This is a genomic window from Oceanispirochaeta crateris (assembly GCF_008329965.1).
Classification (GTDB): domain Bacteria; phylum Spirochaetota; class Spirochaetia; order DSM-2461; family DSM-2461; genus Oceanispirochaeta; species Oceanispirochaeta crateris.
Map to the genome: position 1 here is coordinate 3,248,789 of NZ_CP036150.1, position 22,493 is coordinate 3,271,281.

The following is a 22,493-nucleotide window of genomic DNA, read 5'->3' on the forward strand; positions in this document are numbered from 1 at the left end:
ACTCATTGGTAGGACATCGTGGATTGAAAACTGAGCATGGACTGTCTTTTCTTATAGAGGATGAAGGTCAGTCTATCCTTTTTGATACAGCCTCATCTCCTTTCTTTTTAAACAATGCTATCAGTCTTAAAAAAGATCTAAGCAAGGTTACTTCAGTAGTCTTGAGTCACCCTCATTATGATCATACTGGAGGTTTTCGTTCTTTTGTTGATCAATGGAAAACAACAGAAAAAAAACTCTATACGGGAAAAGATTTTTTTTTAGATCGTTTTGAAGCCAACACATTTTCTTTAACATATTTGGGTAACTCATTTTCGGAAAAGTATTTAGAGGAAAATGGAATTGTATGGAATTGCGTAAAAACTTTCACTAAAATTTCTGAACATTGTTTTGTTGTTTCTGGTTTCCGACAGCTAAATGAGCTGGAGACTGTACCTCCTCAGTTTAAAAAAAAATATGAAGATAGTCTTCTTCAGGATAATTTTTCAGATGAGTGCAGTATCGTAGTAGAAGCCTCTGATGGTTTGCATGTGATTGTAGGGTGTGCCCATATAGGCATTTTGAATATTATTGAACAAATTTCCTGCCTATTTTCACAATCCGTCAAAGCAGTTTATGGAGGAATTCATTTGATGAATTCCACTAGAGGTGAGATTGAAGCGGTAATTGATAGACTTACCAACCTAGGGGTTGAGAAATGTGGACTATGCCATTGTTCTGGTAGAATAGTATACGAAAGTTTATGTAATCATGCGAAAAGTATTGATGCAGCAACATTGGGTTCTGGGAGTATGTTGTTTTTATAAAAATTAAATATAGGATGGATAAAATGGAACAAAATTTTCTTACTTGGTTAGCACAAAATACAAAAACTGTATGGTGGCATGATTCGGCCAATATTTCTGAACAAGAGAAAGCTTTCTCCTTAGGTGCTACAGGGATGACAACAAATCCTTTTTTAGTAAACCAAACTCTACAAATGAATGTAGGTGATTGGAAAGGTGTAATAGCTGAAGATATTACTTCTCTTTCTGACGATGATAAAGCAATCTCTCTCATAAAGTCAGTTACAGGGTATTACGCAGAAAAGGTTGCACCTTTATTTGATAAAGGAACGTTTGGTGCAGGATATGTATGTGCCCAAACTAACCCTAATAAAACAGGGAATTATGCATATATGCTGGAACAAGCAAAGTGCTACGCTTCATGGTATCCAAACATAGTTATTAAATTACCAGCAACTAATGCCGGCATACGTGTATTCGAAGAATGTGTTGCATTAGGACTAAATGTTGCAGCGACGGTTAGTTTTTCAGTTCCTCAAGTTATTGCAGTAGCTGAAGCTAGAAAAAGAGGAAAGGAACTAGCTTTGTCTAATGGTATTAAACCTGGTTTAAGTATTGCTGTTCTCATGGTAGGACGATTAGATGATTATCTGAGAGATGTTGCCAATGATCAGAATTCTGTTGTTACTGAAGCAGATATTAAGCTTGCAGGAACTGCGTGTATGAAAAGAGCATATTCTATTTTTAATGAACGAGGTTACGATACAGTTCTTATGCCTGCCGGCTGTCGTGGAGCTCATCACATTACAAGTTTAGCAGGGGCAAAGATGATAATGTCCATCTCTCCAAAAATTCAGAAGGCTCTTCTTGATCTTAAAGGACCTTTTGAGGAGAAGATCAATGAGCCGGTAGATCCAGAGGCCTTGGAGAGGCTTTCGACATTGAGAGAGTTTAGAAAGGCTTTTGAACCTGATGGTATGAGTTCAGATGAGTTTATTACTTTTGGAAGTTCAAATAGGACTATTGACCAGTTTATCAATAGTGGATGGAATCCTCTCCTCTCGTTATGAGGTTTTATTTTCTGCCAGAGACATAAGGTAAAATATAAAAATCAATTGTTTTAATTACATAGAGAGGCTTAAGTAATATGAAAAAAAATCCATTTGATTTGACTGGAAAAAATGCGGTAATAACAGGTGCGTATCAAGGACTGGGATGGGGTATGGCACAAGGATTGGCAGAGGCAGGTGCACGAATCATCATGGTTGATGTTCATCCAGAGATTGATGAAAAAGCTGCTCTGTTTAGACAGCGGGGGTTTTCTGCTGAAGGTCTTTGCTCAGACTTAATGGATCGTGAGAGTCGATCAGAACTCAAAAAAAAAATTGAATCAACTCTTGATGGGCAACTGGATATTTTAGTAAATAATGCAGGTATTCAGATTCGTCATTCAGTTCTGAAATTCCCGATTGAAGATTGGGATAAAGTCATTGAGCTTAATCTGACAGCAGTGTTTGACTTGGCTCAGTGGGCAGCTAATCTTATGGTGTCCATTGGAAATGGGAAGATCATTAATGTTGCTTCTGTTAATTCTATTGCTGCTGGGATCAATACTGTCGCCTATTGTGCAACAAAAGGTGGTGTTTTACAGCTCACCAAAACAATGGCTAACGAGCTTTCATCTTTGGGAGTCAATGTCAATTGCATTGCTCCAGGATATATGGCAACTCCAATCAATACAGCGCTGGTCGAAGATTCAGGAAGGTTCTCTGAGCTGTCTCAGCGTATTCCTGCAAAACGGTGGGGACAACCGGAAGATATGGCTGGAGCTGTTGTATATCTAGCATCAGAAGCATCCAACTATGTTTGTGGAGTAATGCTTCCAGTAGATGGAGGATATTTGAGCAGGTAAGAAACAGGGAAAGATCTAATTTTTTTCTCGGAGAATCCTTCTGGGAAAAGTCCATATCGCTTCACTTCAGGCCGGCTCCGTGACTAAACAAACATCCTGTTTGTTTGCGCTCCATGATTTCGCGCCGTCTCTCCGTTTCGAGTCCTCTCTTTCCGAAGAAAAAAAAAGACCCAGTCACCTAAAGGTAACTGGGTCTTTTTTATGCCTGGAAGAGGACTCGAACCTCCACGCCCTTGCGAGCACTAGTCCCTGAAACTAGCGTGTCTACCAATTTCACCATCCAGGCAGACGTGGAGATAGTATAGTGAGGCATGTTTTTTTTGTCAACATGCTTTTTTCATTGAAAAATCAATCTTCAAATTGCCTTGTATTAGCAATTGTTTTCCTTTGAATAATTGAGTATTTTAAGAGTCATGCGCGTCTTATTTATAGGAGAGATTGTCAGTAAAGCCGGTGTTTTTACTGTCAAAAAATTGCTCCCCAAACTTAAAGTAGAAAAGAATCTCGATTTTGTGGTTGCCAATGGGAATGGTGTTACCGGTGGATTCGGTATGGGTATGAATCATTCCCTTTACCTAAAGAAACTGGGGATTGATGCTTTCACATCGGGAGAGTGCGTCTTTTATAAAAAAGACATGGTCGGATTCATTCCCAAAGCCTCCTTTTTGATTAGACCTGCGAACTATCCTCCCGGAAGTCCGGGGAGGGGATGGGGCATCTATAATGTAGGAGAACAGAAGATTGCTATCATAAACCTTCTTGGCCAATCCGGTTACCAGCGGGTCCATTTATCCAACCCGTTCTCCTATGTAACAGAACTGATTAAGCGTGTGAAAGAGACAACGCCTCATATCGTTATCAACTTTCATGCCACAACAACTGCAGAAAGACAGACTCTTTCCTATATTGTTGATGGCCAGGTCAGTGCTATGATTGGGACAGGAACTAAGGCTATCACAGCAGATGCCTCTATAATGAAAAAGGGAACTGCCATGATCACCGATGCCGGACGTTGTGGAAGCCTTCATTCTGTTGGAGGCCTGGAGATGGATGTGGAAATTAAAAAATTCCTGACACAAATTCCAGAAAGATCAAGAGATGCCTGGGATCAACTGGAGATGCAGGGCGTTGTCCTGGATCTTGATGATCAAGGAAACGCCAGGAGCATAGAAACACTAAGAATACCCTGTATGGAGAAACCCGATGATACAACCAACAATCGTTGAAGAAATAAGAAGCGACAGTACTGTTTTAGTCCGATACCCTAATCCAAAGGCGGACAAGTCAAAATCCTCAAGATCCTTCTGGAAAGTCAAGGAACGCTGTTTCCCGGCAAAAAACCCAGAATCCTTCACACTGTCAAAGGGAGATATGGTAGAGATTCTTGTAGACCCTAAGTCGTCAATCATCGCCGCCTTTATGATCTTTATGCTCCCATTACTGGGGTTTTTGGCTTTTTATGGACTGGCCACCTTTTTGACATCAGTGGAAGTGATCCTGTTTCTGGCGGGAGTCCTTGGTCTGTGTGCAGGGATGAGTGTGAATATTCTAATGCGCAAATTGAAAGGTGCCGGAGAACTCCCTGTTATCCAAAGAAAGATGACCATTGAGGATATGAAAGTATTCATGGAGTGCCATGATGCCTGTAAATCCTGTAAGGGCTGCGGCTGAGTCTGATTTAACCTTCAGCCAGTGTACAAATTGTCTGAGCCATATCGTCTAGTGAGACGATTTTCCGGATATAATTGTGTTCTACTGCAACACGGGGCATCCCATAGACAATACAGGATTTAGAATCCTGTGCAATTGTCATCCCGCCTTCTCTGAATATATTTCCGATTTCTCTGGCTCCATCCTTTCCCATTCCGGTCATGATGACGGCAATGGATTTGTTCCTGAACTCTTTGGCGATGGAGTTAAACAGAACTCCTGCAGAAGGCTTATGACCGTTAATCAATTCCGAATCATGAAGGTGAATCATCGATGCCAGAGATTTCTTCTCGATAGAGATATGGGCATCTCCGGGAGCTATTAATATACGACCTGCCCGGACAATATCTCCTTCGGCGGCTTCCTTTACTTCCAGAGGGCAGATTCTATCAAGGCTGGCAGCAAACTCCCTTGTGAAACCTGCGGGCATATGTTGAACAACAACAATGGGAACCGATAGATTCGGATCCAATTCGGCAAAAACCTTTCTTAGAGCATTCGGACCACCAGTAGAAATGCCAATGGCAATGATTTCCGGCCTTTCCGGTTCTCTTTCGGGGCTGCTTCTGTCCCAGTCGTCCTGTTTAAAACCGGATCTCTCTGATGTCCGGGTGAATGTTTGCTGGGGTATTGCCTGTTCAACAGCGAGAGGGGGAATCGAGTTGCCATGTTTTCTTCTGTAATCACTTCCATAGGCTTTAAGAACCGTAACAAGATGGTCACCCACTTTCTCTAGTTCATCCGAGGCAGATCCGCTGGGTTTTGTTATAAAATCGGATGCTCCCAGAGCCAGAGCCTCCATGGTGACCCGGGCTCCTTTTTTGGCTATGGATGAAAGAATTACAACGGGAATCTTGTGCCCCCGGCTATGCATCTCTTTGAGGAAATCAATGCCATTCATCTCAGGCATTTCAAGATCCAGAACAATGACATCAGGATTTAACCGGGGAATTTTGGTCAAGCCAAACTGGCCGTTCATGGCCGTCCCTACGACCTCTAGAGCGCTGTCTTTTTCGATCAGCCGGGATATGATATTTCTCATCAACGCTGAATCGTCGACGACCAGCACTGCAATTTTATTCTCTGACACGGATGTCCCTCTTGATTTAGTTCTGTATTTTACCGTAGATGCAAGCCCAGTCTGTTTTTATGAACTTAAACTGAGTATCCATTCCGAAAAGTGATTCGGAATGGCCTATAAATAAATAGGAATGTGGTGCCATAGAATTCCAGAAGTTATCAATCACATTTTTCTGGGCAGGCTCGTCAAAGTAAATTAAGACATTTCTGCAGAAAACTATATCCAAGTTCCTCATATCATTCCCGAATTTCAGGTTATGATAATCAAATTTTATAAGTTTTACGATTTCCGGCTTTACCCTATAGCTATTATCTTCTTCTGTGAAGTATTTGTTCAAATAATTATCTGGTATTCCGGTGACTCTACTCTTTAAATAGAGACCTTCCTTTGCTTTCATCAACGATTTAAGGCTGAGGTCAGAAGCGATCACTTCTATTTTAAAGTCCGGTGGAAGATGTTCCTTAAGAACCATGGCATTTGTATATGGTTCTTCTCCTGTAGAACATCCGGCGCTCCATATGGATATTTTTTTATCACCGCTCTGTCTTTTTCGCTCTACTAGATCGGGAATTACATAGTTAATAAATGTATCGTAATGAGCCTGATTTCTAAAAAAACGGGTCAGATTTGTAGTGACAGAGTCCAGAAAATCTTTCAATTCGTTGTCACTTTTGGTCAGTGATTTATAGTACTCTCCAATGCTCTCCAAATTCTGTAGTTTCAGCCGCTCCTTCAAGCGACTTTCAAGAATCGTTCTGTTTGAATCAGAGAAATGAATACCGCTCTCATTATATATGAGATCTCTGATCCTCGTGAAATCAGAGTCACTCAAGAAGTCTGACATATATTTTCCGTCCTTTGGCTTACCTAAGAGTCTAATTCTCAGTATTCCGTGCTGTCAACATATTAAAAGAAATTGAACTTTTTTCCAAGGATCTACCCGATCGTAAAGAGTCCTTGTTTTCCACAGCTGGTTGATTGACAGCGGGAGCTTATAAAACCATAATTTCCTGAACGTGAAAAAGATAATCTTTTATGCATTAGTCGCCCTGTTCTGTATTTCCTGCTCTCTGGAATATGATACATCCGTCAGCGAGACATTGGATGAATCCATTCCTACTTCCAGGCTCTACGGAGTTAAAAGAGTTCAGGTCCAGGGCGGGCAACCCAGGGTGAGTTTTGAAGCCAGGGAAGCCGTGGTCTGGGAAAATCGGGAAGAAACTGAATTAATGGAGTTTGTGTTTAAAGAATATGGTTCTACCCGGGATATTATCACAACGGGACAAGCCGAATATCTTCTTATTTCAGATAATCAGGACGCCATCATTGAGGGGCAAATCTATGGATATTCTTTGCGGAATGAGGCCTCTGTCGAGGCAGAAAAATTGAGCTGGCTAGATGAAAAAAGAGAACTTTCAAGCCTAGGGGACACCGAGGTTGCCATTACGATGGATAATGGATCTCTTCTAGTCGGGAAGAAATTCGTGGCAGATTTATATACAAATACAACGGTTTTTTCCTCGGGAGTTCGTGGTTCTCTGGAATCTGGGAGCCAAGATGAATAAGAAGGTCATCCTTGTTCTTTTTCTTGTTCTCATCTCTTTCAATTTCCTTCAGGCCGAGCAATACAGTTTCTCAAGTGATTTTTTGAAGTCGGTCATGGCGGAAGGTCGGGAAAATACTCTTTTAGAAGGGAATGTTCTTGTTCGGTCGGAGAAGAAAGAGATAAAGGCAGACCGGGTTGAAATCCTTGGAAAAGATTTTCAGTTTTTTATCTGTGAAGGGGATGTTGAGGTCCGGGATCTGGAAAAGAACTTCACCCTCACTTCAGAAATATTTCATTATGATAATGATAACCGTATTATCAGGATTACCGGTCCTTCTATGATGGAAGATCGGGAAAACAATATGATCATCAAATGCAGTTATCTTGAAAATCGTGAAAATGAAGACATTATAATCCTTCAGGGGGGGGTTCGAATTCTAAAAGAGGATTTAGCCTGTCGGAGTGAGTTTGCCGTGTATTATCGTGACAGGAATATGCTTGAGCTGACGGGTTTGCCAGTAGTTTATAGACAAGATGATGTTTTCAGGGCCTCTCGGATAACAGTGGATCTTAATACAGATGAAATCCGTATGGAAGGTGTTGTTGAGGGATCTCTTTTGTCCAAAAACAATGAAGATGAAGACTCAGAAGAAAATACTTCAGAGATTCTAGAGGATACATCCCGGGAGGATGGTGATGAGTGACCCTAAAGTCTCTACTACTAAATCTCTTCAGGTTGATAATGTAAAAAAAGTATATGGTAAGAAGATTGCTGTAAAAACAATGAGCTTTACGATGCATCAGGGAGAAATCGTAGGCCTCCTCGGCCCGAATGGAGCCGGTAAAACCACCTGTTTTTATATTATTGCAGGGTTTATCAAAGCCACTGCCGGCCGTATCCTCTTAGATGATATAGATATTACCAATGAGCCTATGTTCAGACGGTCCCGTCTTGGAATTTCCTACCTACCCCAGGAGCCCTCTGTTTTTCGGAAATTGACAGTAGAAGATAATATCTGGGCAATCCTTGAGACCCGTGATGATCTTAGTAAGCTTGAAAAGAAAGAAAAAATGGAAGACCTTATTGAAGACTTGGGAATTCAGAAAGTTCGTTATCAGAAGGCTTTTACCCTCTCCGGCGGAGAGCGGCGGCGAACCGAGATTGCCCGGTCTCTGGCAACGGATCCCCGGTTTCTGCTTTTGGATGAACCCTTTGCCGGCATAGATCCCATTGCCGTTTATGAGATAAAAAGAATCATTGAACAGCTCTCTGCCAGAGGCATCGGTATTCTCATTACAGACCATAACGTTCGAGACACATTTACCATTACCCATAGATCATACATAACAAATCTGGGCGAAATCATTGTTAGTGGGAATAAGGAAGAGCTTCTGGACAGTGAGCTGGCCCGGACAATTTATCTGGGGAAAGATTTTACGATGTAATCAAACATAAACTCTCTGTCTCTAAGTTCTTGCTTAAAATCGTAATAATGCTACAATTTCTCTTGTAGTTCTGTAAAATAGATGTTGAGTTAAACGGAGGTCCTTTTGCAGGTTCAAAGAACCGTCATATCACAGGAACAACGCCTTAAAATGAGTCCTCAGATGTATCAATCCATACAGCTGATGGCTTTGCCCATTCAGGATCTCAGACAGAAAATTGCCGAAGAGGTTGAGAAAAATCCTGCTCTTGAAGAAGTTGAATCTTCGAAGGCCGCAACCCTGGACGATATGACTCCTAAGAAAAGTGATGAGTTTGATCCTTTTGAGAATTCCTCGGACCCGGGATATCAACGGGGAACCGTAACAGGGGAAGATACAAAGCGGAAATTCCTCGAAGGAGCTATTTCCCGCGGAGAATCTCTTCAGGATCATCTTCTCTGGCAGCTGCATATGACTGTTCTTTCTGAGGAAGAGAATCGTATTGGTGAGCTTCTCATCAGTAATTTGGATGGGAATGGATTTCACATGGAGCCTCCCAGGACTCTGGTTCGGGAGGAAGATCGGGATATTCTAGAGAAGATGATGCTATTGATTCAGGGCTTTGATCCCCTTGGTGTCTGCGCAGCCGATCATAGGGAGTCTTTGCTCATTCAGGCTCATCTCAGAGAGGATATGCCCGTTGAAGTGGACAAGGTTCTGACCGATTTAATGGAATTGCTCGAGAAAGAGAAATATAATGAAATTATAAGACAGCTGAAGATCAGCAGAGAACGTTGGGATGGAATCATGGAGTTTCTGAAATCTCTGGATCCTTATCCTGGCAGTATCTACTCTCAGAGTTCTTATAATTATGTGATACCGGATTTGATTGTCCGGAAGAAAGATGGTGAGTTTGTAATCGTCCTTAATGATGAGGAAATTCCGGTTCTGCGCATCAATTCTTTTTTCGAAGACATTCAAGAGGGAGGAGTTGGCGAGGACAAAAAGGTCAAACAGTTTGTGAACGGACGGGTCCGTGATGCCCGATGGTTTATTGGCAGCATCAATCAAAGAAATATGACTTTGCTTAAGACGGCTACGGCCATCCTTGAGTTTCAAAGAGAATTCTTCAGAAGAGGTCCAAAATACCTGAATCCTCTCACTCTGAAAGATGTCGCCGGTGAGATCGGAGTCCACGAAGCCACTGTTTCAAGGATCACCACGAATAAATATGTTCAGACCGAATGGGGAATCTACGAACTGAAACACTTTTTTACCAATTCCATTTCTGGAGCAGGCTCCGGTGGATCAAAGTTTTCCAAAGAGGGAGTGAAAGAGGTTATCCGCGAGATCATTGCTGAATCTTCTGAGGAACAGAAGCTGTCAGATCAGAAGATTTCTGATCTTTTGAGTAAAAAAGGAATTAGTATTGCTAGGAGGACTGTTGCCAAGTACAGAAAAGAACTTGCATTGGGCTCATCCTTCAAGCGGTAATAATTTATATTTTGATCTTGGTGCCGTGATTTCAATATGGCGTCACTTGATAGGAGGCTACTATGACTGTAGAGCTTAAAGGTGTTCATTTTGATGTATCTGACAAAACAAGGGAGTATGTGGATAAAAAGCTGAAAAGGCTGAAACATGTGGAAGAACTGATTGTAGACTTCCATATCACTTTATTCAGAGACCCCAAGGGTCTGTATACTGCTTCATCAGACGCCCATTTTCGCTGGGGACAGAATAGCCATGTCAAGGTTGAAGATAGGGACCTGCATAAAGCAATCGATATTATGTTTGATAAAATGGAGCATAAAGCCACGAAGGAAAAAGAAAAAATTCAGGAACATGCTACTGAGAAACCTAGCATCTAGTTTTGATTAATTATCCTATATTGAGGTCCTCTCTGCTTAGAGAGGGCCTTTTTTCTGTCTAGGCGGTACTTTGTAATTCTAAAAAAGAGTAGAATTTTCACGAAATAGAAGATAAAATCAAAGTTCCCGATGTATTCGGAGAAAGTTGAGGAACCTGTTGGGTAAATTTACAGTCCTGGATCTTCTGGATCTGGATCTGCATGACTATAACGCGTTAAAACTCAAATGTCTTGCCGGAAGGAAAGGTCTGGTAAAAACAATTGATCATATGGAATTAAACCGACCAGGCTTGGCTTTGACTGGTTTTTTCAAAACCTTTGCTCCTCAGAGAGTTCAGGTTTTCAGTGCTGCCGAGCATGAATATTTAAAGGAAATGGAAAAAAAAGGAGACTTTTCTTCAGTGGAAAAGCTGTTTTCCTTCCCCATTCCCTTTTGTGTGTTTTGCCGGGATATGACACCTGCAGACTGGTTTCTTGCTGTGGCCGAAAAGGCCGGAATCCCGGTTCTTCAAACTCCGCTGCCATCCAATGAGTTCTCTGTCAGGATTATAAGAACCTTGGGGGATATTCTGGCCCCACAGGAAAAACAGCATGCCGTACTGGTTGAAGTATTCGGGATGGGAGTCCTTATAAAGGGAGATAGCGGCGTTGGGAAGAGTGAGACTGCTCTGGAGCTGCTGGAACGGGGGCATCGATTGATCTCAGACGATTCGGTCCTTTTAAAATGCCTCAGCGGAAAGATCATTATGGGTTACAGTGACGACCGTATTCTGGGGCATCATATGGAGATCCGGGGGTTGGGAATCATTAATGTCTCCCAGATTTTTGGAGTTCGGGGTATTCGTGACAGAAAGCAGGTACAGATGGTCATTAATCTGGAAGAATGGGATTCTTCAAAAAATTATGATCGACTTGGTACAGTGGATCTTACATCTGATATACTGGGAGTGAAGATCCCCACTTTTAATATCCCTGTCAAACCGGGCAGGAATATTCCGGTGATCATCGAAACCGCGGCATTAAATGAACGATTGAAACATAAAGGTCATTATGCGGCTAAAGAATTTAATAAAAATCTGATTCAGATGCTGGAAAGTGATAATGCCAGGAAGATGTATCAGGATAATTATCTTACTAAGCAGGATTAAAGAATGGTTCAGAAAAATACGCTAGTTAAAAATAGAGCAGGGTTGCATGCCAGACCGGCAGCTTTAATTGTGCAGACTGCCTCACAGTTTGATTCATCGGTTTTCATTGAAATGGGAACTGAAAAAATAAATGCCAAGTCCATTATGGGTATTCTGACAATGGGTGCCGGATATGATACCGAGGTGGTTATTACCGCCGAAGGTCCGGATGAGCAGGGAGCACTTGATGCGTTGTTGGCCCTTTTTGAAAGCAGGTTTGAAGAGGATTGAATCTGTCTCGGGGGTCTTTATTGTATTGATTCTGACCCTATCAGCAGTCCCTGTCTCTGGTAAGGAGTCATTTTCGGCTTCTTACAGCATTGGAGATGAGGGTGGGCTTCTTTTTTATTATCATCCGGAGTCTATCCCTGAACAACTGATTCGAAATAATATTAATAATGGACATCAGGCTGAAATCTATATTAAATTCCGGATTCAGCAGAGGGGTTCCTCTCTTTTTATGGGTGCGGATAATCTGGAAATCCATGTCAGGAAGACAGGTTTTCGAGATCAGATCACCGGCGACTATATATTACTCCTGGATGGGCGGGAAGTGAATGTTTACCGGGACTGGGAGCGTTTTTTTTCGGACTTTTCGGGTCTGCTGACCTATTCATCCGGGCCCATCCTCTCCAAAGATTCAATTCCGCTTATTAAAGCAAGAGAGAAAATCATATATAAAAAATTGGTACCGCCTTTCAGCATCCTTTACCTCCTGCCGGGTAAGTATGTCAGGCAGGGCTCCTGGAATACTGTACCACTGGAGGGAAATCGTTGAAATTCCCGGCGTTGAGAGAGTTCCTCCAAAATAGTGTGATGACTGTTGTTCTTCTCTACCTTCTTGTGATTGTTTTAATCCTCGTTTTTTCTTCCAGCATCCTGGGTGGAATGGACCAGAATACAATTGGTGAAGATGGTATTTCTCTTATCCTCTTACTGGCTATACCATTAATCCTTATTTTTTCCCTTGGATACAGTTTTATCTATGTCTGGCGCAAGGTGAGAACAAAGCACTCGACCTATCGCTTTAGGCTGCGTCTTGTCCTTTTGATATTTCTTATCATCTTTTTGGTATCCCTTCCCCAGACAGTCCTTTCCCTGCGTTTTGTCGAAATGGTTTTTAACAGATGGTTTGGTCCCGATGTGGGCATTGCCCTGGATAGTGGGCTGGAGATTGCCCTGGAATATTATTCTGATCTCAATAGGGAGTTGGTCGACATTGGAAACAGCCCCTATTTTTCCCTCTCCGTTTCCAGGGTCTCCCAGTCTCCCGAGAGAGTGTGGAAGGAGCTGAAGTCGCAGTTTCCCTTGATTGAAGGGGTTCAGCTTCTCTCTCCCGATGATTTGTTTGTCTTTGGAGATCCCAGGTTGACCTATTCGAGAGACGATTTAGAACTCATCAGTCCCGGTCTTATACCAAAGAGAACCGTTCCCGACTTTAGTATTCTTGGTTATATGAAGGAGATGCAGGTTAGTGGTATTCCCTACAGGGTTGTGCTTTATAGAACGATTCCCCGGGAATTCGATGAACACGCCCGGAATTTGACCCAGGTTATCGAAAAATTCAAACAGTTTGAAGAGTATGATCAACTTTTCAGGATCGGTCTCTTTCTGTTTTATGCTATATTTCTTGTTCCCATGCTCTTTTTGGGATTTGTTGTGGCCTTGGTGATTAGTCAACGTATGATCAAGCCATTTCTGGGATTGGAAGATGCAACAAGGCGGGTTGCCCAGGGAGATTATTCCTACAGACTCTTGAGCCGGGAGAAGGATGATTTTTCCTTCCTCTCGGATTCCTTCAATTCCATGGTGAAAGAGCTTGAAGTTTCCCGCCGGGAAACCCTACAAACAGAAAAGGTTTCGGCCTGGCAGGATATTGCCCAGAGACTGGCTCATGAGATTCGGAATCCACTGACTCCTATCAGGTTATATGCCCAGAGAGTACTGGCCAGACTGGACGATGATGAAATCCCACAAGAGGTCATTCGTAAAGGAATGAATCGGATCCTTGTTGAGGTTGATAATTTGAACAGCCTCCTCACGGAATTTCGTGAATTTGCGAGGCAAAAGCCCCCTGCGATGGAAGATCTGAATCTCAGAAAGTTTCTTTATTCTATCGTTGAGGTTCTTGAAGAATCAAATCCTGGAGTCGTTTTTCATATGGATGACCTTCAGGAAAACCTTTATATTCATGCGGATCAGGGACAGATCAGGCAGGTATTTCAGAATCTAATATCCAATGCTCTGCAGGCTATTGATGGAGATGGAGTCATCATATTAAGAGCAGATCTTGTGAAGAAGGGTTATTCTGTTTACTGTAGGATACAGGTTTCTGATTCTGGCCCCGGAATCCCCGATGAGATGCAGGATAAAGTTTTTAATCCCTATTTTACGACAAGAGAAGATGGTACAGGCCTGGGCCTTTCCATAGTAGAAAGGATCATTCACGATCATAAAGGCCGTATCTGGGTTGAGTCTGTGCCGGGAGAGGGGACTACATTTTACCTGGATCTTCCTTATGAGGAGTTGTATGGAAAAGATACTGATCATAGATGATGAACCCTCTGTCAGAGAAGTTCTAAATGATATACTGAGTGATGAAGGGTATGAAATCCTGGAAGCTCCCGACGGTGTTGAAGGTCTTCGGATGATGAAGACCGAACCAGTGGATCTTGTTTTTCTGGATATTTGGTTGCCCAAGATGGGTGGAATCGATGTGCTGAAAGTCATACGCGAAGAGTATCCTGTTGTTTCAGTTCTTATCATATCCGGACATGCCAATGTCGATCTGGCTGTTAAAGCCATCAAAATGGGAGCCTTTGATTTTCTAGAAAAGCCCTTGGATATGACCCGGGTTCTCACGCTGAGTAGAAATGCTCTGGAACTTGAAAAACTGAGAAAAGAGAACCGTTCTCTAAAAACCACAGCTGTGCCTGATGATCAGATGGTCGGAGAAAGTGCCGAAATCAGACAGATCCGGGACATTATTAAACAGAGTGCCGATTCAGAGGCCAGAGTCATGATTCTGGGGGACAATGGTACGGGAAAAGAGCTGGTGGCCCGGGCTCTCCATAACAACAGTTCCCGGAGGCATGAACCCTTTATAGAAGTCAATTGTGCGGCGATACCCGAAAATCTGATTGAGAGTGAACTCTTTGGTCATGAAAAGGGCTCCTTTACCGGTGCCGCCAGATTAAAAAAAGGAAAGTTTGAGCTGGCAGACGGCGGAACTCTTTTTCTGGATGAAGTTGCCGATATGTCTCTGGGAGCTCAGGCTAAGGTGTTACGTGCCATCCAGGAGATGAAATTCGATCGAATTGGCGGAACAGAACAGGTTTCAGTGGATGTCCGTGTCATCTCTGCTACCAATAAAGATATCATGAGAGAGATCGAGGACGGCCGCTTCAGGGAAGACCTCTATTTCAGGCTCAATGTTGTTCCTATCCATGTTCCTTCCCTCAATGAGAGGGTTGAGGACATCCCTCTGCTTGTGAAGCATTTTATGAAGCTCTTTACACCGGCTGGCCAGAACCCCCGAAGTATTTCTGCCGAAGGCCTGGAAGAAATGACCCACTTCCCCTGGTCTGGAAATATACGGGAATTGAAAAATTTTATTGAAAGAATTAGTATCATGTCGGAAGGGGACATCATATCCAGAGAATCGGTGATGGAGTTTCTGGGAGAACAGAAGAGATCCCGAAAGTCGCCTCTTCTTGAAAAATTCGGAAATATGAAGCTCAATGAAGCCCGTGATGAGTTTGAACAGATCTTGCTACAGGACAGGTTGGAGACAAACGGGTATAATATATCCAAAACTGCTCAGGATCTTGGAATCTATCCCAGTAACCTGCACAGTAAGATAAAAAAATATGGTCTGGAAATAATAAAATGAAAACTTTGACAAAACGACAGGGTGAGATTCTGGATTTTATCCGGACGTATATCCAAGAGAATCAATATCCTCCCTCTATCCGGGAAATCGGAAGAAATTTCAGTATTTCTGTCAAAGGAGCCTATGACCATGTGAAGGCCCTGGAGAAAAAAGAAGTCATTGCCATCAGTCATAATAAATCTAGGGCTATAACGCTGACTCCGGAAGTAGAGGAAAGTGAAGAACATAGGAAAATCCCGATTCTGGGAAGAGTCGCCGCCGGTCTTCCGCTTTTTGCAGAAGAGAACCATGATGGATTCGTCTCTCTCCCCGCCGATGTGTTAAAACAGGGAAATCTATTTGCCCTGAGGGTTCAGGGTGAGAGTATGACCGGAGCGGGTATCCTGGATGGGGATCTGGCTGTATTCATTCAGCAGCCTCTGGCTGATAATGGCGAAATTATTGTGGCAATGGTTGATGATGCGGTCACTCTGAAACGCTTTTATAAAGAGAAAAATAGGGTTCGTCTCCAGGCTGAAAATCCGGCTTATCCTTCTATCTTTACTCAAGATGTCAGAATCCTTGGAAAATTAATTACAATCATTAGGCAATATGGCTGAAAAACAACTCCACATGCTTTTAGGTCCTGAGAAGGGACAAAAAGACCAATACCTGGATAATCTCAAAAAGGCTTTGAAAAAGAAGCACGGTGAAGCTCCAGAATCCCATCGTTTTTATCCCTTCGATACAGACATGAGCCAGATCATCTCTATCCTCCGGAACGGCTCTCTTTTTTCATCCCATAAATTGGCTGTGATTTTAAACTGTGAAGAGATAAAAAAAGCCGCTGATTTGAAAATGTTGGCCCAATTTTGTAAGAATCTGCCAGAAGATGTGACTCTTGTTTTTTTGAGTGATTCTATCAGCGTTGATAAGAGGCTGACAGCCCTTGTTCCTGGGAGTGAAAAGAAAATTTTCTGGGAAATGTTTGATAATCAAAAGATGGGCTGGGTTCAGAAATACTTTGCCGACCAGGGAATGAAAATTGAGCCGACAGCCGTGAATATTCTCCTTGAGATGGTTGAAAATAATACGGCCGATCTCCGGGAAGCCTGCCAGAAACTGTCCTTTTATTTTAATATTGGTGATCTCATACAGGTTGAAGACATTGATAACTTTGTATATCACAGTAAAGAAGAGAATGTTTTTACTCTATTTGAGAAGATGTTGCTTAAAGATCTTGCGGGAACCCTTGAGGTCTTTTCAAAAATAACACTCTCAGGAGAAATTGATCTCATATATCTCCTTTCTGGGCTCATGAGACAAATCAGAAGAGTCCTCAAGGTTAAGACAGCACTTGCCGAAGGTGAAACTTTACAGACTGCATTTCAGATGTATGAAGTCCGAGGGAAAAAAAATCAGAAAGTAACCGGAGACGGTCTCAGAAAATTTGGTTTAAAAGAATTGGAAAGAGTTCAGCGGGAGGGAGAGATTTTAGACCGGAACATGAGAGAACTGAAGAAGGGTATGCAGATTGTATCTTTTCAACTCTTTCTAATTCGATCTCTTAAAGGAAATGTGTAGTCCCTTAAAAAGGGCTCTTTTAAATTCCTTTAAAATGAAATTTAAATTATGAAGAGATTCATCAAGCCGCTGATCATATTAATTTATTATCTCATGCTGTTTGTACTCATCTTTTTGAATGTTTATTACAGTGTTTCTACAATCGTTCTGATTCCCCAAATTTTTTTAACTGTACTTATCTCCTATCCTTTTAGCCGTTTTTATTTCAGAAATTTAAACAAAGACCGTGAACGTCTTATTGAAAAAATTTATTTTGACAGAAGAACCGGGCTTCCCAATAGAGAAAAACTGCGCCTTGAAGCCCACCAGAATGACCTCGTTCTCTTCCTCATCAACATAGATTCCTTCAAAGAAGTCAATGATTTCTATGGAAACAATGTTGGTGATGCAGTTATTTTTTCTCTGGCAAAACGTCTTCGCAGTCTGACACAATCATCTCATTCCCGACTATTTGAAGGGGTGGAACTCTACAAGCTTGAAATTGATGAGTTTGCCTTTCTTTTTAATTTCTCCTTAGGGGAAGACCGGATTCTCAGAGTTGCAGAAGTCATTATCGAGATAGTGAATGACTATCCTTTTCAGGTAAATGATGCAGAGATTACCATCACCATTACTGTTGGCATTGCATCCGTTATTGGTAAGGACCAGATAGAGCAGCCGAGTCTCCGGACTCCTGGAATTCTGGCTCAGGCAGACATGGCCTTGAAAAAGGCCAAGGAAAGGAGGGTCCCTTTTCTGCTATACCATCACTCCATGGATATTCCCCGGGAGTATGAAGACAATATTTATTGGACTCATGAGGTGAAAAAAGCGATCAAAGAAGATCGTGTCGTTCCCTATTTTCAACCGATCGTCAATAATAAAACCGGAAATATAGAGAAATATGAGAGCCTTATCAGAATCATTGATGATAGAGAAGAGGTGATTTATCCGGATACCTTTCTCAAAATATCGAGAAGATCTCGCTTGTATCCGACTCTTTCACGCATTATGCTGAGGAAAATCATCAGGGAGATGAAGAACTCCTTTATGGATTATAGTTTTAATATTTCTGTAGAAGACATACAAAACAGAGACACCGTCCTTTTTATTAAAAGAATTTTGGATAATCACTGGAAAGAAGCGCCCCGAATCAGTTTTGAAATACTCGAAAGTGAGAGTATTGAGGGTATTCCAGAGGTCCTTGAGTTTGTACGCATGGTAAAGGATTACGGATGTTCAATTGCCCTGGATGATTTTGGCACAGGGTATTCCAACTTCAATTATATGATGGCTCTGGAGGCCGATTATATCAAAATAGATGCGTCCATTATCCGAAATCTGGATCATGATAAAAATGCAATGATCATTGCCGAAACCATTGTTGGTTTTGCCAAGAGAACCGGTATAAGAACCATTGCAGAGTATGTTCACTCTAAAGAAATATACGAAACTGTGTGTTCCCTGGGAATTGATTTTTCACAGGGGTATTATCTGGGAGTTCCAATGCCCGGTTCTTTCGGTAAAAAAAATCATTCTTCTATTCCAGAGGTATCTGAGAATTCCTTTTTCCCCAATCCAATAAAGTAGTATTCAAAAGACTCTTTCCGTACGGCCTTAGGTTTTAATTTTTTGACTTGTTCAAATGAGTCTTTCATTCTGTCAAAAATCTCTGATTCATCGCCTCCCTGAAATACCTTGACCGTAAAGTTTCCTCCCGGTTTGAGCCAGATCAAGGCAAAGTCGAGGATCTGCTCAACAAGGTTGTAGGAGCGTCTCGTATCCATCAGTCTGTTTCCAGATGTAGAAGGAGCCGCATCGCTTATGATGACATCAAATGGCCCTAGTTCTGAAAGGCTCTCTCTGACTTCGGCTGAGAAGACATCTCCCTGGATAAAATGGAGTTCCCCTTTTGCTTTAAACTGCCCCAGAGGTTTTAAGTCCGCCGCGACAACCATTCCCTGACCCTTGAGCAGGCGGAGGCAGTACTGTGTCCAGCTACCTGGTGAGGCCCCAACGTCCAAAACTCGGTCTCCGGGCCTGATGAGGCGGTTTTTAGATTGAATCTCTTCCAGCTTGTATACTGAACGGGCCATAAAACCTTCTTTTTTGGCTTTTTGAGCATAGAAATCAGGACGGCTCCTGTTGGACATGGCGGGTACTCCTTCTATAATGAATAAGGCGAGGTATAAAACATGGATCAGTATAGTCAGAGATTAGAAAAAATTGAAGAGGCGCTTTTTACTCTCATGCCCGAGAAGGCTACCCGGGAATGGCTTCCTTCCATGACGGACTCTCTTTTCAGTCCGGTTCCTCCGGGTATGATTGATCACTTCCATGCTCCCGGTTTGGAGCTGCTGCGACGGGGCGGGAAACGGTGGCGTCCTCTTGTCATGGTTCTGTGCTGTGAAGCGGCCGGAGGGAAAGCTGAGGATGTTTATCCCCTGACTCCTCTTGTTGAGATGGCTCATAATGGAAGCCTCATTGTGGATGATATAGAAGATAAATCTGTAGAGCGTCGGGGAAAACCGGCCGTCCATCTGTTATTTGGTGAAGATCTGGCCATCAATACAGGAACATTGATGATGTTCAATGCCACCTCTCTTGTTCGGAAAGCCAGTGGCGATGATTCTCTGAAATTTTCCATATTGGACAGCTATTGTGAGAGCCTCAGGAGGCTGCATTTCGGCCAGGGTCTGGATATTCAGTGGCATAATAATCATGACATTGTCCCGGAAGTCCCTGTTTATCTTCAAATGTGCCGTTTTAAAACCGGAGCTCTGGCTCGCTTTGCCGCCTATTCGGGTTCTCTCATTGGAGGAGGGGCTAAGGCTCTTTGTGAAGGAGCAGCAGAAAGCTGGGAAAAGGCCGGAGTTGGCTTTCAAATCCTAGATGACGTCAAAAATCTTACAACTGGAAACCCGGGGAAAGATCGTGGAGATGACATCGTGGAAGGCAAGAAAAGTCTTCCTGTTATATTGTATTATCAGAGTCATCAAGAAAAAATCGGTCATTTCTCATCTTTAATGGAGGCGGCTGCCGAGAAGGGGATCAAAGAAGGCTCCCGAGAGGTGGAAGAGGCCATTGGCGTACTCGAGGACTCGGGGTCCATTGCCCGCGCTGAAGAGATGGCCCTTTCAATGCTGGGAGAATCTGCTTCAGAGTTGAGAGAACTTTTTCCAGAATCCGCATCCCGGGAACTGCAGTGCAGAATAATTGAATCCTTTCGTTAAGAAAATGCTTTGATGTTCATTTTATTCAGGGTATGATAAAAAATATGGCAACAATAGGTAAATCCCTTTGGCAAAGGCTTTCAGCAGGATCTTCACTGACTCCCGAGGACAAAGCAGTTGGTAAAAACCTGTTTAGAGAATTCACCCAGCATGGATATCTTCAGATCACTCCAGCCCAAAGGATCACTATCTCTGCCGGTGCTGTTATCGATTTTTACCGGCGTCTGTCCCTTATTCGTTCCACTTCCAGTCCTGTGGGGCGGCGGAAAGATGACCGCTGGCTCCGAAATGGTGATTTTCAATTTCTCAATGTTCAGGATTACGGTTCTTTCTTCAGAATGTTCATGGAGCTGCCTCGCCTCAGGACAGACAGTGTCATTTTCAATCCTGTTACCGAGTGTGATCGATCCAGAACCCTCTATCCCAGGAGCCATTCTCATTTAGATAAGAGCTATTCCGATCCTTTTCTCGACAGCCTCGGGCTGACCCTGGATGATCAGTTCAACCTCCTTCTCTGTGCCGCCCATCTCTGCGGTAAAAAAACAGGGTATACCCTGTCTCCTCTCATTGACTCAGTCTCTGCCGTGGTTTACAGAAAGCCAGAATTTTTTAACTGGGATTCTCTGGACGGCAGAGATGAGCCCAAAGAAGTTCTTGTCCGTGCCATTACCACCCTTGTGCAGGATCAGTTTGAAAAGAGCGGGACCTATGATTATGCACTCCTAGAAACACTAGCCTTTCAGAATCATATTGCCGTTAGGAAAGAAGCCAGTGGAGCCGTCTGTTTCGATTTTGAAGAAGAGGGAGCTCTTGCCTATTTCTCTGGCATATTCCCGGGGCTGCAATCCAGGTTTCCCCTTGATTTTGCATACCTTATGATCCCTCCGGATCTCTCAGATAAGCACATCCACACCCTGTATAAAGCATTGCGTACCTCGGGAGGATGTAAACGTTACACAGGCTGGGTATTAGATCTCCCTGTTGATAAAACCCCTCCTGTCGAACCTGTAGAACCGGTAGTTCTGGTTCATCAGGGAAAAGACCGTTTTGATATGGATGAAGAGTTTATTCATACCTGGTTTCATCGCCTTGGGAACCTTCAGGAGAAGAATAAAAAAAGATCTTATCCTGTGTCCCTGGGGATACCTCTGTCCCGGGACAAAGAACACTCTTCCATGGACCTTCTCAGCCAACTGTTTTTTTCCCGGTTCAGCTCGGTTTCCCTGTTTCGAAGGCCCCTTGTTCAAAAGGGTGATCTGACTGAAATCCAGAACCGTATGGAAGACATTTACCAGAGGTACAAAGTTGTCCTGGAAAAAGGACAGCTGCTTCGGGTCGTGGCGGATGAGACTTTCGCATGGTGGATTATTCGCGAAAAAGGCCGGCTACTGATTCCCTTGCTGGCACTCAAAAACCCGGATGGGAAACGCCCGGGTGTCGTAAAAATAGATTACAGCCTTATCACGGGCCGCAGCCGGATACTGTCTGTTGTCGACTATGATTTTTCATCAGCCCAGGGGAGTCTCTTTCTGTCTGCGGATCACTCCCTGACAGTTGTGGATCTGAAACCGGGAAGTTTCAGACTGTTTTCATTACAATAAATATTTGCACCTTTAAGAATTTGATCTTTTCTTATGAGAGCAGTATTTTATAAAGATGCAAAGTAAAACCAGTGGAATCAGAAAGTCCTTTCCCTATACATTCAAAAATTTCTCACTCATCCTCATAGGGATCAATGTGACTGTTTTCTTTCTAACGAACATGTCTCAGGAACTGAAAATTTATTTGTCCTTGAACCCGGTTCTCTTTATGAGAGATCATTTTTACTGGACCCCTTTGACCTATATGTTTACCCATAGTGGCATGAACCATATTCTGTTTAATATGCTGGGTCTCTTTTTCTTTGGACCCCAGTTGGAAGAGCGGATGGGGTCCTGGGAGTTTCTAAGCTATTATCTTGGAACCGGTCTGCTTTCCGGTGCGGCATCTCTTGTCATTTATTTGTTAACAGGAACTTATAATGTGTTTCTCATGGGTGCCTCCGGCGCTATTTTTGCTCTCCTGTTGGCATTCGCTGTCTATTTTCCCCATTCTAAGATCTATTTATTTGGAATCATTCCCATGCAGACAACCCTCATGGTGTCTCTCTATGCGGGAATTGAGGTCTTTTCTCTTCTGTTTTTCAGAGGGAATGTGGCTCATATGACGCATTTAGCAGGGCTCTTTTTCGGTTATCTGTACTTTATGATTCGTCTGGGATTGGACCCCATTAAGGTTTTTAAAGATTCCCGGAATAATCCCTGGCATTAG

General features: G+C 42.8%; 24 protein-coding genes and 1 tRNA gene. 21 read left to right on the forward strand and 4 right to left on the reverse strand.

The features are described 5' to 3' along the window. The first annotated feature begins 5 nt into the window (after nt 1-5). The 3 genes from EXM22_RS14810 to EXM22_RS14820 all read left to right on the forward strand — a co-directional run bounded on the left by EXM22_RS14810 (nt 6) and on the right by EXM22_RS14820 (nt 2,697). The gene (locus EXM22_RS14810; RefSeq protein WP_168203541.1) at nt 6-806 is read left to right on the forward strand and encodes an MBL fold metallo-hydrolase; all 801 of its coding nucleotides are present in this window, start codon (nt 6-8) and stop codon (nt 804-806) included. A gap of 23 nt (nt 807-829) precedes the next feature. Then, a complete protein-coding gene (locus tag EXM22_RS14815) occupies nt 830-1,855 on the forward strand; it encodes a transaldolase family protein (protein ID WP_168203542.1) in 1,026 nt (341 codons plus the stop codon). A 77-nt stretch (nt 1,856-1,932) separates the two neighbouring features. Further along, nucleotides 1,933-2,697 carry an SDR family oxidoreductase gene (locus EXM22_RS14820; RefSeq protein ID WP_149487262.1) on the forward strand — a complete coding sequence of 255 codons (765 nt, stop codon included), beginning with the start codon at nt 1,933-1,935 and terminating at the stop codon, nt 2,695-2,697. A 202-nt stretch (nt 2,698-2,899) separates the two neighbouring features. Here the strand turns inward: EXM22_RS14820 and EXM22_RS14825 are convergent. Continuing rightward, a tRNA-Leu gene (locus tag EXM22_RS14825) sits at nt 2,900-2,983 on the reverse strand. Nucleotides 2,984-3,110: 127 nt separating this feature from the next. Between EXM22_RS14825 and EXM22_RS14830 the strand changes: the two genes are divergently transcribed. Together EXM22_RS14830 and EXM22_RS14835 are read left to right on the forward strand one after the other, a co-directional pair. Further along, on the forward strand, nt 3,111-3,923 hold the full coding sequence (locus EXM22_RS14830) for a TIGR00282 family metallophosphoesterase (RefSeq protein WP_149487263.1): 813 nt from the start codon (nt 3,111-3,113) through the stop codon (nt 3,921-3,923). Next, nucleotides 3,901-4,368 carry a SoxR reducing system RseC family protein gene (locus EXM22_RS14835; protein ID WP_149487264.1) on the forward strand — a complete coding sequence of 156 codons (468 nt, stop codon included), beginning with the start codon at nt 3,901-3,903 and terminating at the stop codon, nt 4,366-4,368. The genes EXM22_RS14830 and EXM22_RS14835 overlap by 23 nt, the downstream gene beginning before the upstream one ends. Nucleotides 4,369-4,375: 7 nt before the next feature. Here EXM22_RS14835 and EXM22_RS14840 read toward each other — a convergent pair whose 3' ends face one another. Together EXM22_RS14840 and EXM22_RS14845 are read right to left on the reverse strand one after the other, a co-directional pair. Beyond that, complete coding sequence (locus EXM22_RS14840; RefSeq protein ID WP_149487265.1) at nt 4,376-5,497, reverse strand: protein-glutamate methylesterase/protein-glutamine glutaminase; 1,122 nt, start codon at nt 5,495-5,497, stop codon at nt 4,376-4,378. Between the two features lie 16 nt (nt 5,498-5,513). Beyond that, nucleotides 5,514-6,332 (reverse strand): CheR family methyltransferase, encoded by an 819-nt coding sequence (locus EXM22_RS14845; protein WP_149487266.1) that lies wholly within the window; start codon nt 6,330-6,332, stop codon nt 5,514-5,516. A gap of 172 nt (nt 6,333-6,504) precedes the next feature. Here EXM22_RS14845 and EXM22_RS14850 point away from each other — a divergent pair, with 172 nt between their 5' ends. From EXM22_RS14850 to EXM22_RS14910, 13 genes are all read left to right on the forward strand, one after another. Beyond that, nucleotides 6,505-7,053 (forward strand): LptA/OstA family protein, encoded by a 549-nt coding sequence (locus EXM22_RS14850; RefSeq protein ID WP_149487267.1) that lies wholly within the window; start codon nt 6,505-6,507, stop codon nt 7,051-7,053. Next, nucleotides 7,046-7,738 (forward strand): LptA/OstA family protein, encoded by a 693-nt coding sequence (locus EXM22_RS14855; RefSeq protein ID WP_149487268.1) that lies wholly within the window; start codon nt 7,046-7,048, stop codon nt 7,736-7,738. Before EXM22_RS14850 ends, EXM22_RS14855 begins: the two co-directional genes overlap by 8 nt. After that, entirely contained in the window at nt 7,731-8,480 is a 750-nt protein-coding gene (lptB, locus tag EXM22_RS14860) for an LPS export ABC transporter ATP-binding protein (protein ID WP_149487269.1), read from the forward strand. The genes EXM22_RS14855 and lptB overlap by 8 nt, the downstream gene beginning before the upstream one ends. Nucleotides 8,481-8,585: 105 nt before the next feature. Continuing rightward, entirely contained in the window at nt 8,586-9,953 is a 1,368-nt protein-coding gene (gene rpoN, locus EXM22_RS14865) for an RNA polymerase factor sigma-54 (RefSeq protein WP_149487270.1), read from the forward strand. Between the two features lie 62 nt (nt 9,954-10,015). Then, nucleotides 10,016-10,330, forward strand: a complete 315-nt coding sequence (hpf, locus tag EXM22_RS14870; RefSeq protein ID WP_149487271.1) for a ribosome hibernation-promoting factor, HPF/YfiA family — start codon at nt 10,016-10,018, stop codon at nt 10,328-10,330. A gap of 157 nt (nt 10,331-10,487) precedes the next feature. Continuing rightward, the gene (gene hprK / locus EXM22_RS14875; protein WP_149487272.1) at nt 10,488-11,477 is read left to right on the forward strand and encodes an HPr(Ser) kinase/phosphatase; all 990 of its coding nucleotides are present in this window, start codon (nt 10,488-10,490) and stop codon (nt 11,475-11,477) included. Nucleotides 11,478-11,480: 3 nt separating this feature from the next. Next, complete coding sequence (locus EXM22_RS14880; RefSeq protein ID WP_149487273.1) at nt 11,481-11,747, forward strand: HPr family phosphocarrier protein; 267 nt, start codon at nt 11,481-11,483, stop codon at nt 11,745-11,747. After that, on the forward strand, nt 11,704-12,294 hold the full coding sequence (locus EXM22_RS14885) for a hypothetical protein (protein WP_149487274.1): 591 nt from the start codon (nt 11,704-11,706) through the stop codon (nt 12,292-12,294). Before EXM22_RS14880 ends, EXM22_RS14885 begins: the two co-directional genes overlap by 44 nt. Further along, complete coding sequence (locus tag EXM22_RS14890) at nt 12,291-14,072, forward strand: sensor histidine kinase (RefSeq protein WP_149487275.1); 1,782 nt, start codon at nt 12,291-12,293, stop codon at nt 14,070-14,072. Before EXM22_RS14885 ends, EXM22_RS14890 begins: the two co-directional genes overlap by 4 nt. Then, nucleotides 14,047-15,408, forward strand: a complete 1,362-nt coding sequence (locus tag EXM22_RS14895) for a sigma-54-dependent transcriptional regulator (RefSeq protein ID WP_149487276.1) — start codon at nt 14,047-14,049, stop codon at nt 15,406-15,408. Before EXM22_RS14890 ends, EXM22_RS14895 begins: the two co-directional genes overlap by 26 nt. After that, a complete protein-coding gene (gene lexA / locus EXM22_RS14900; protein ID WP_149487277.1) occupies nt 15,405-16,007 on the forward strand; it encodes a transcriptional repressor LexA in 603 nt (200 codons plus the stop codon). Before EXM22_RS14895 ends, lexA begins: the two co-directional genes overlap by 4 nt. Then, the gene (gene holA / locus EXM22_RS14905) at nt 16,000-16,971 is read left to right on the forward strand and encodes a DNA polymerase III subunit delta (RefSeq protein WP_149487278.1); all 972 of its coding nucleotides are present in this window, start codon (nt 16,000-16,002) and stop codon (nt 16,969-16,971) included. Before lexA ends, holA begins: the two co-directional genes overlap by 8 nt. A 48-nt stretch (nt 16,972-17,019) precedes the next feature. After that, complete coding sequence (locus EXM22_RS14910; protein WP_149487279.1) at nt 17,020-18,540, forward strand: bifunctional diguanylate cyclase/phosphodiesterase; 1,521 nt, start codon at nt 17,020-17,022, stop codon at nt 18,538-18,540. Here the strand turns inward: EXM22_RS14910 and EXM22_RS14915 are convergent. Then, a complete protein-coding gene (locus EXM22_RS14915) occupies nt 18,483-19,103 on the reverse strand; it encodes an RlmE family RNA methyltransferase (protein ID WP_149487280.1) in 621 nt (206 codons plus the stop codon). The two genes, EXM22_RS14910 and EXM22_RS14915, sit on opposite strands and share 58 nt — an antisense overlap. Nucleotides 19,104-19,145: 42 nt before the next feature. On the opposite strand from EXM22_RS14915, the gene EXM22_RS14920 reads away from it, so the two are divergent. Genes EXM22_RS14920 through EXM22_RS14930 form a run of 3 tightly spaced genes read left to right on the forward strand, consistent with a single transcriptional unit; the run spans nt 19,146 to nt 22,493 of the window. Next, on the forward strand, nt 19,146-20,183 hold the full coding sequence (locus EXM22_RS14920; protein WP_149487281.1) for a polyprenyl synthetase family protein: 1,038 nt from the start codon (nt 19,146-19,148) through the stop codon (nt 20,181-20,183). 44 nt (nt 20,184-20,227) lie between these two features. After that, nucleotides 20,228-21,784 carry a hypothetical protein gene (locus EXM22_RS14925; RefSeq protein WP_149487282.1) on the forward strand — a complete coding sequence of 519 codons (1,557 nt, stop codon included), beginning with the start codon at nt 20,228-20,230 and terminating at the stop codon, nt 21,782-21,784. A gap of 55 nt (nt 21,785-21,839) precedes the next feature. Then, nucleotides 21,840-22,493, forward strand: coding sequence for a rhomboid family intramembrane serine protease (locus EXM22_RS14930; RefSeq protein WP_149487283.1), 654 nt, complete (start codon nt 21,840-21,842; stop codon nt 22,491-22,493).

What these genes read in the sequence shown, in the direction of transcription:
- EXM22_RS14835 (WP_149487264.1), top strand. Translation starts at nt 3,901, where the DNA reads ATGATACAACCAACAATCGTTGAAGAAATAAGAAGCGACAGTACTGTT.
- EXM22_RS14885 (WP_149487274.1), top strand. Translation starts at nt 11,704, where the DNA reads ATGCGTTGTTGGCCCTTTTTGAAAGCAGGTTTGAAGAGGATTGAATCT.
- EXM22_RS14880 (WP_149487273.1), top strand. Translation starts at nt 11,481, where the DNA reads ATGGTTCAGAAAAATACGCTAGTTAAAAATAGAGCAGGGTTGCATGCC.
- EXM22_RS14930 (WP_149487283.1), top strand. Translation starts at nt 21,840, where the DNA reads ATGCAAAGTAAAACCAGTGGAATCAGAAAGTCCTTTCCCTATACATTC.
- EXM22_RS14910 (WP_149487279.1), top strand. Translation starts at nt 17,020, where the DNA reads ATGAAGAGATTCATCAAGCCGCTGATCATATTAATTTATTATCTCATG.
- lptB (WP_149487269.1), top strand. Translation starts at nt 7,731, where the DNA reads ATGAGTGACCCTAAAGTCTCTACTACTAAATCTCTTCAGGTTGATAAT.
- EXM22_RS14845 (WP_149487266.1), bottom strand. Translation starts at nt 6,332, where the DNA reads ATGTCAGACTTCTTGAGTGACTCTGATTTCACGAGGATCAGAGATCTC.
- EXM22_RS14815 (WP_168203542.1), top strand. Translation starts at nt 830, where the DNA reads ATGGAACAAAATTTTCTTACTTGGTTAGCACAAAATACAAAAACTGTA.
- EXM22_RS14855 (WP_149487268.1), top strand. Translation starts at nt 7,046, where the DNA reads ATGAATAAGAAGGTCATCCTTGTTCTTTTTCTTGTTCTCATCTCTTTC.
- EXM22_RS14925 (WP_149487282.1), top strand. Translation starts at nt 20,228, where the DNA reads ATGGCAACAATAGGTAAATCCCTTTGGCAAAGGCTTTCAGCAGGATCT.
- EXM22_RS14915 (WP_149487280.1), bottom strand. Translation starts at nt 19,103, where the DNA reads ATGTCCAACAGGAGCCGTCCTGATTTCTATGCTCAAAAAGCCAAAAAA.
- EXM22_RS14920 (WP_149487281.1), top strand. Translation starts at nt 19,146, where the DNA reads ATGGATCAGTATAGTCAGAGATTAGAAAAAATTGAAGAGGCGCTTTTT.
- EXM22_RS14820 (WP_149487262.1), top strand. Translation starts at nt 1,933, where the DNA reads ATGAAAAAAAATCCATTTGATTTGACTGGAAAAAATGCGGTAATAACA.
- lexA (WP_149487277.1), top strand. Translation starts at nt 15,405, where the DNA reads ATGAAAACTTTGACAAAACGACAGGGTGAGATTCTGGATTTTATCCGG.
- holA (WP_149487278.1), top strand. Translation starts at nt 16,000, where the DNA reads ATGGCTGAAAAACAACTCCACATGCTTTTAGGTCCTGAGAAGGGACAA.
- EXM22_RS14830 (WP_149487263.1), top strand. Translation starts at nt 3,111, where the DNA reads ATGCGCGTCTTATTTATAGGAGAGATTGTCAGTAAAGCCGGTGTTTTT.
- hpf (WP_149487271.1), top strand. Translation starts at nt 10,016, where the DNA reads ATGACTGTAGAGCTTAAAGGTGTTCATTTTGATGTATCTGACAAAACA.
- EXM22_RS14895 (WP_149487276.1), top strand. Translation starts at nt 14,047, where the DNA reads ATGGAAAAGATACTGATCATAGATGATGAACCCTCTGTCAGAGAAGTT.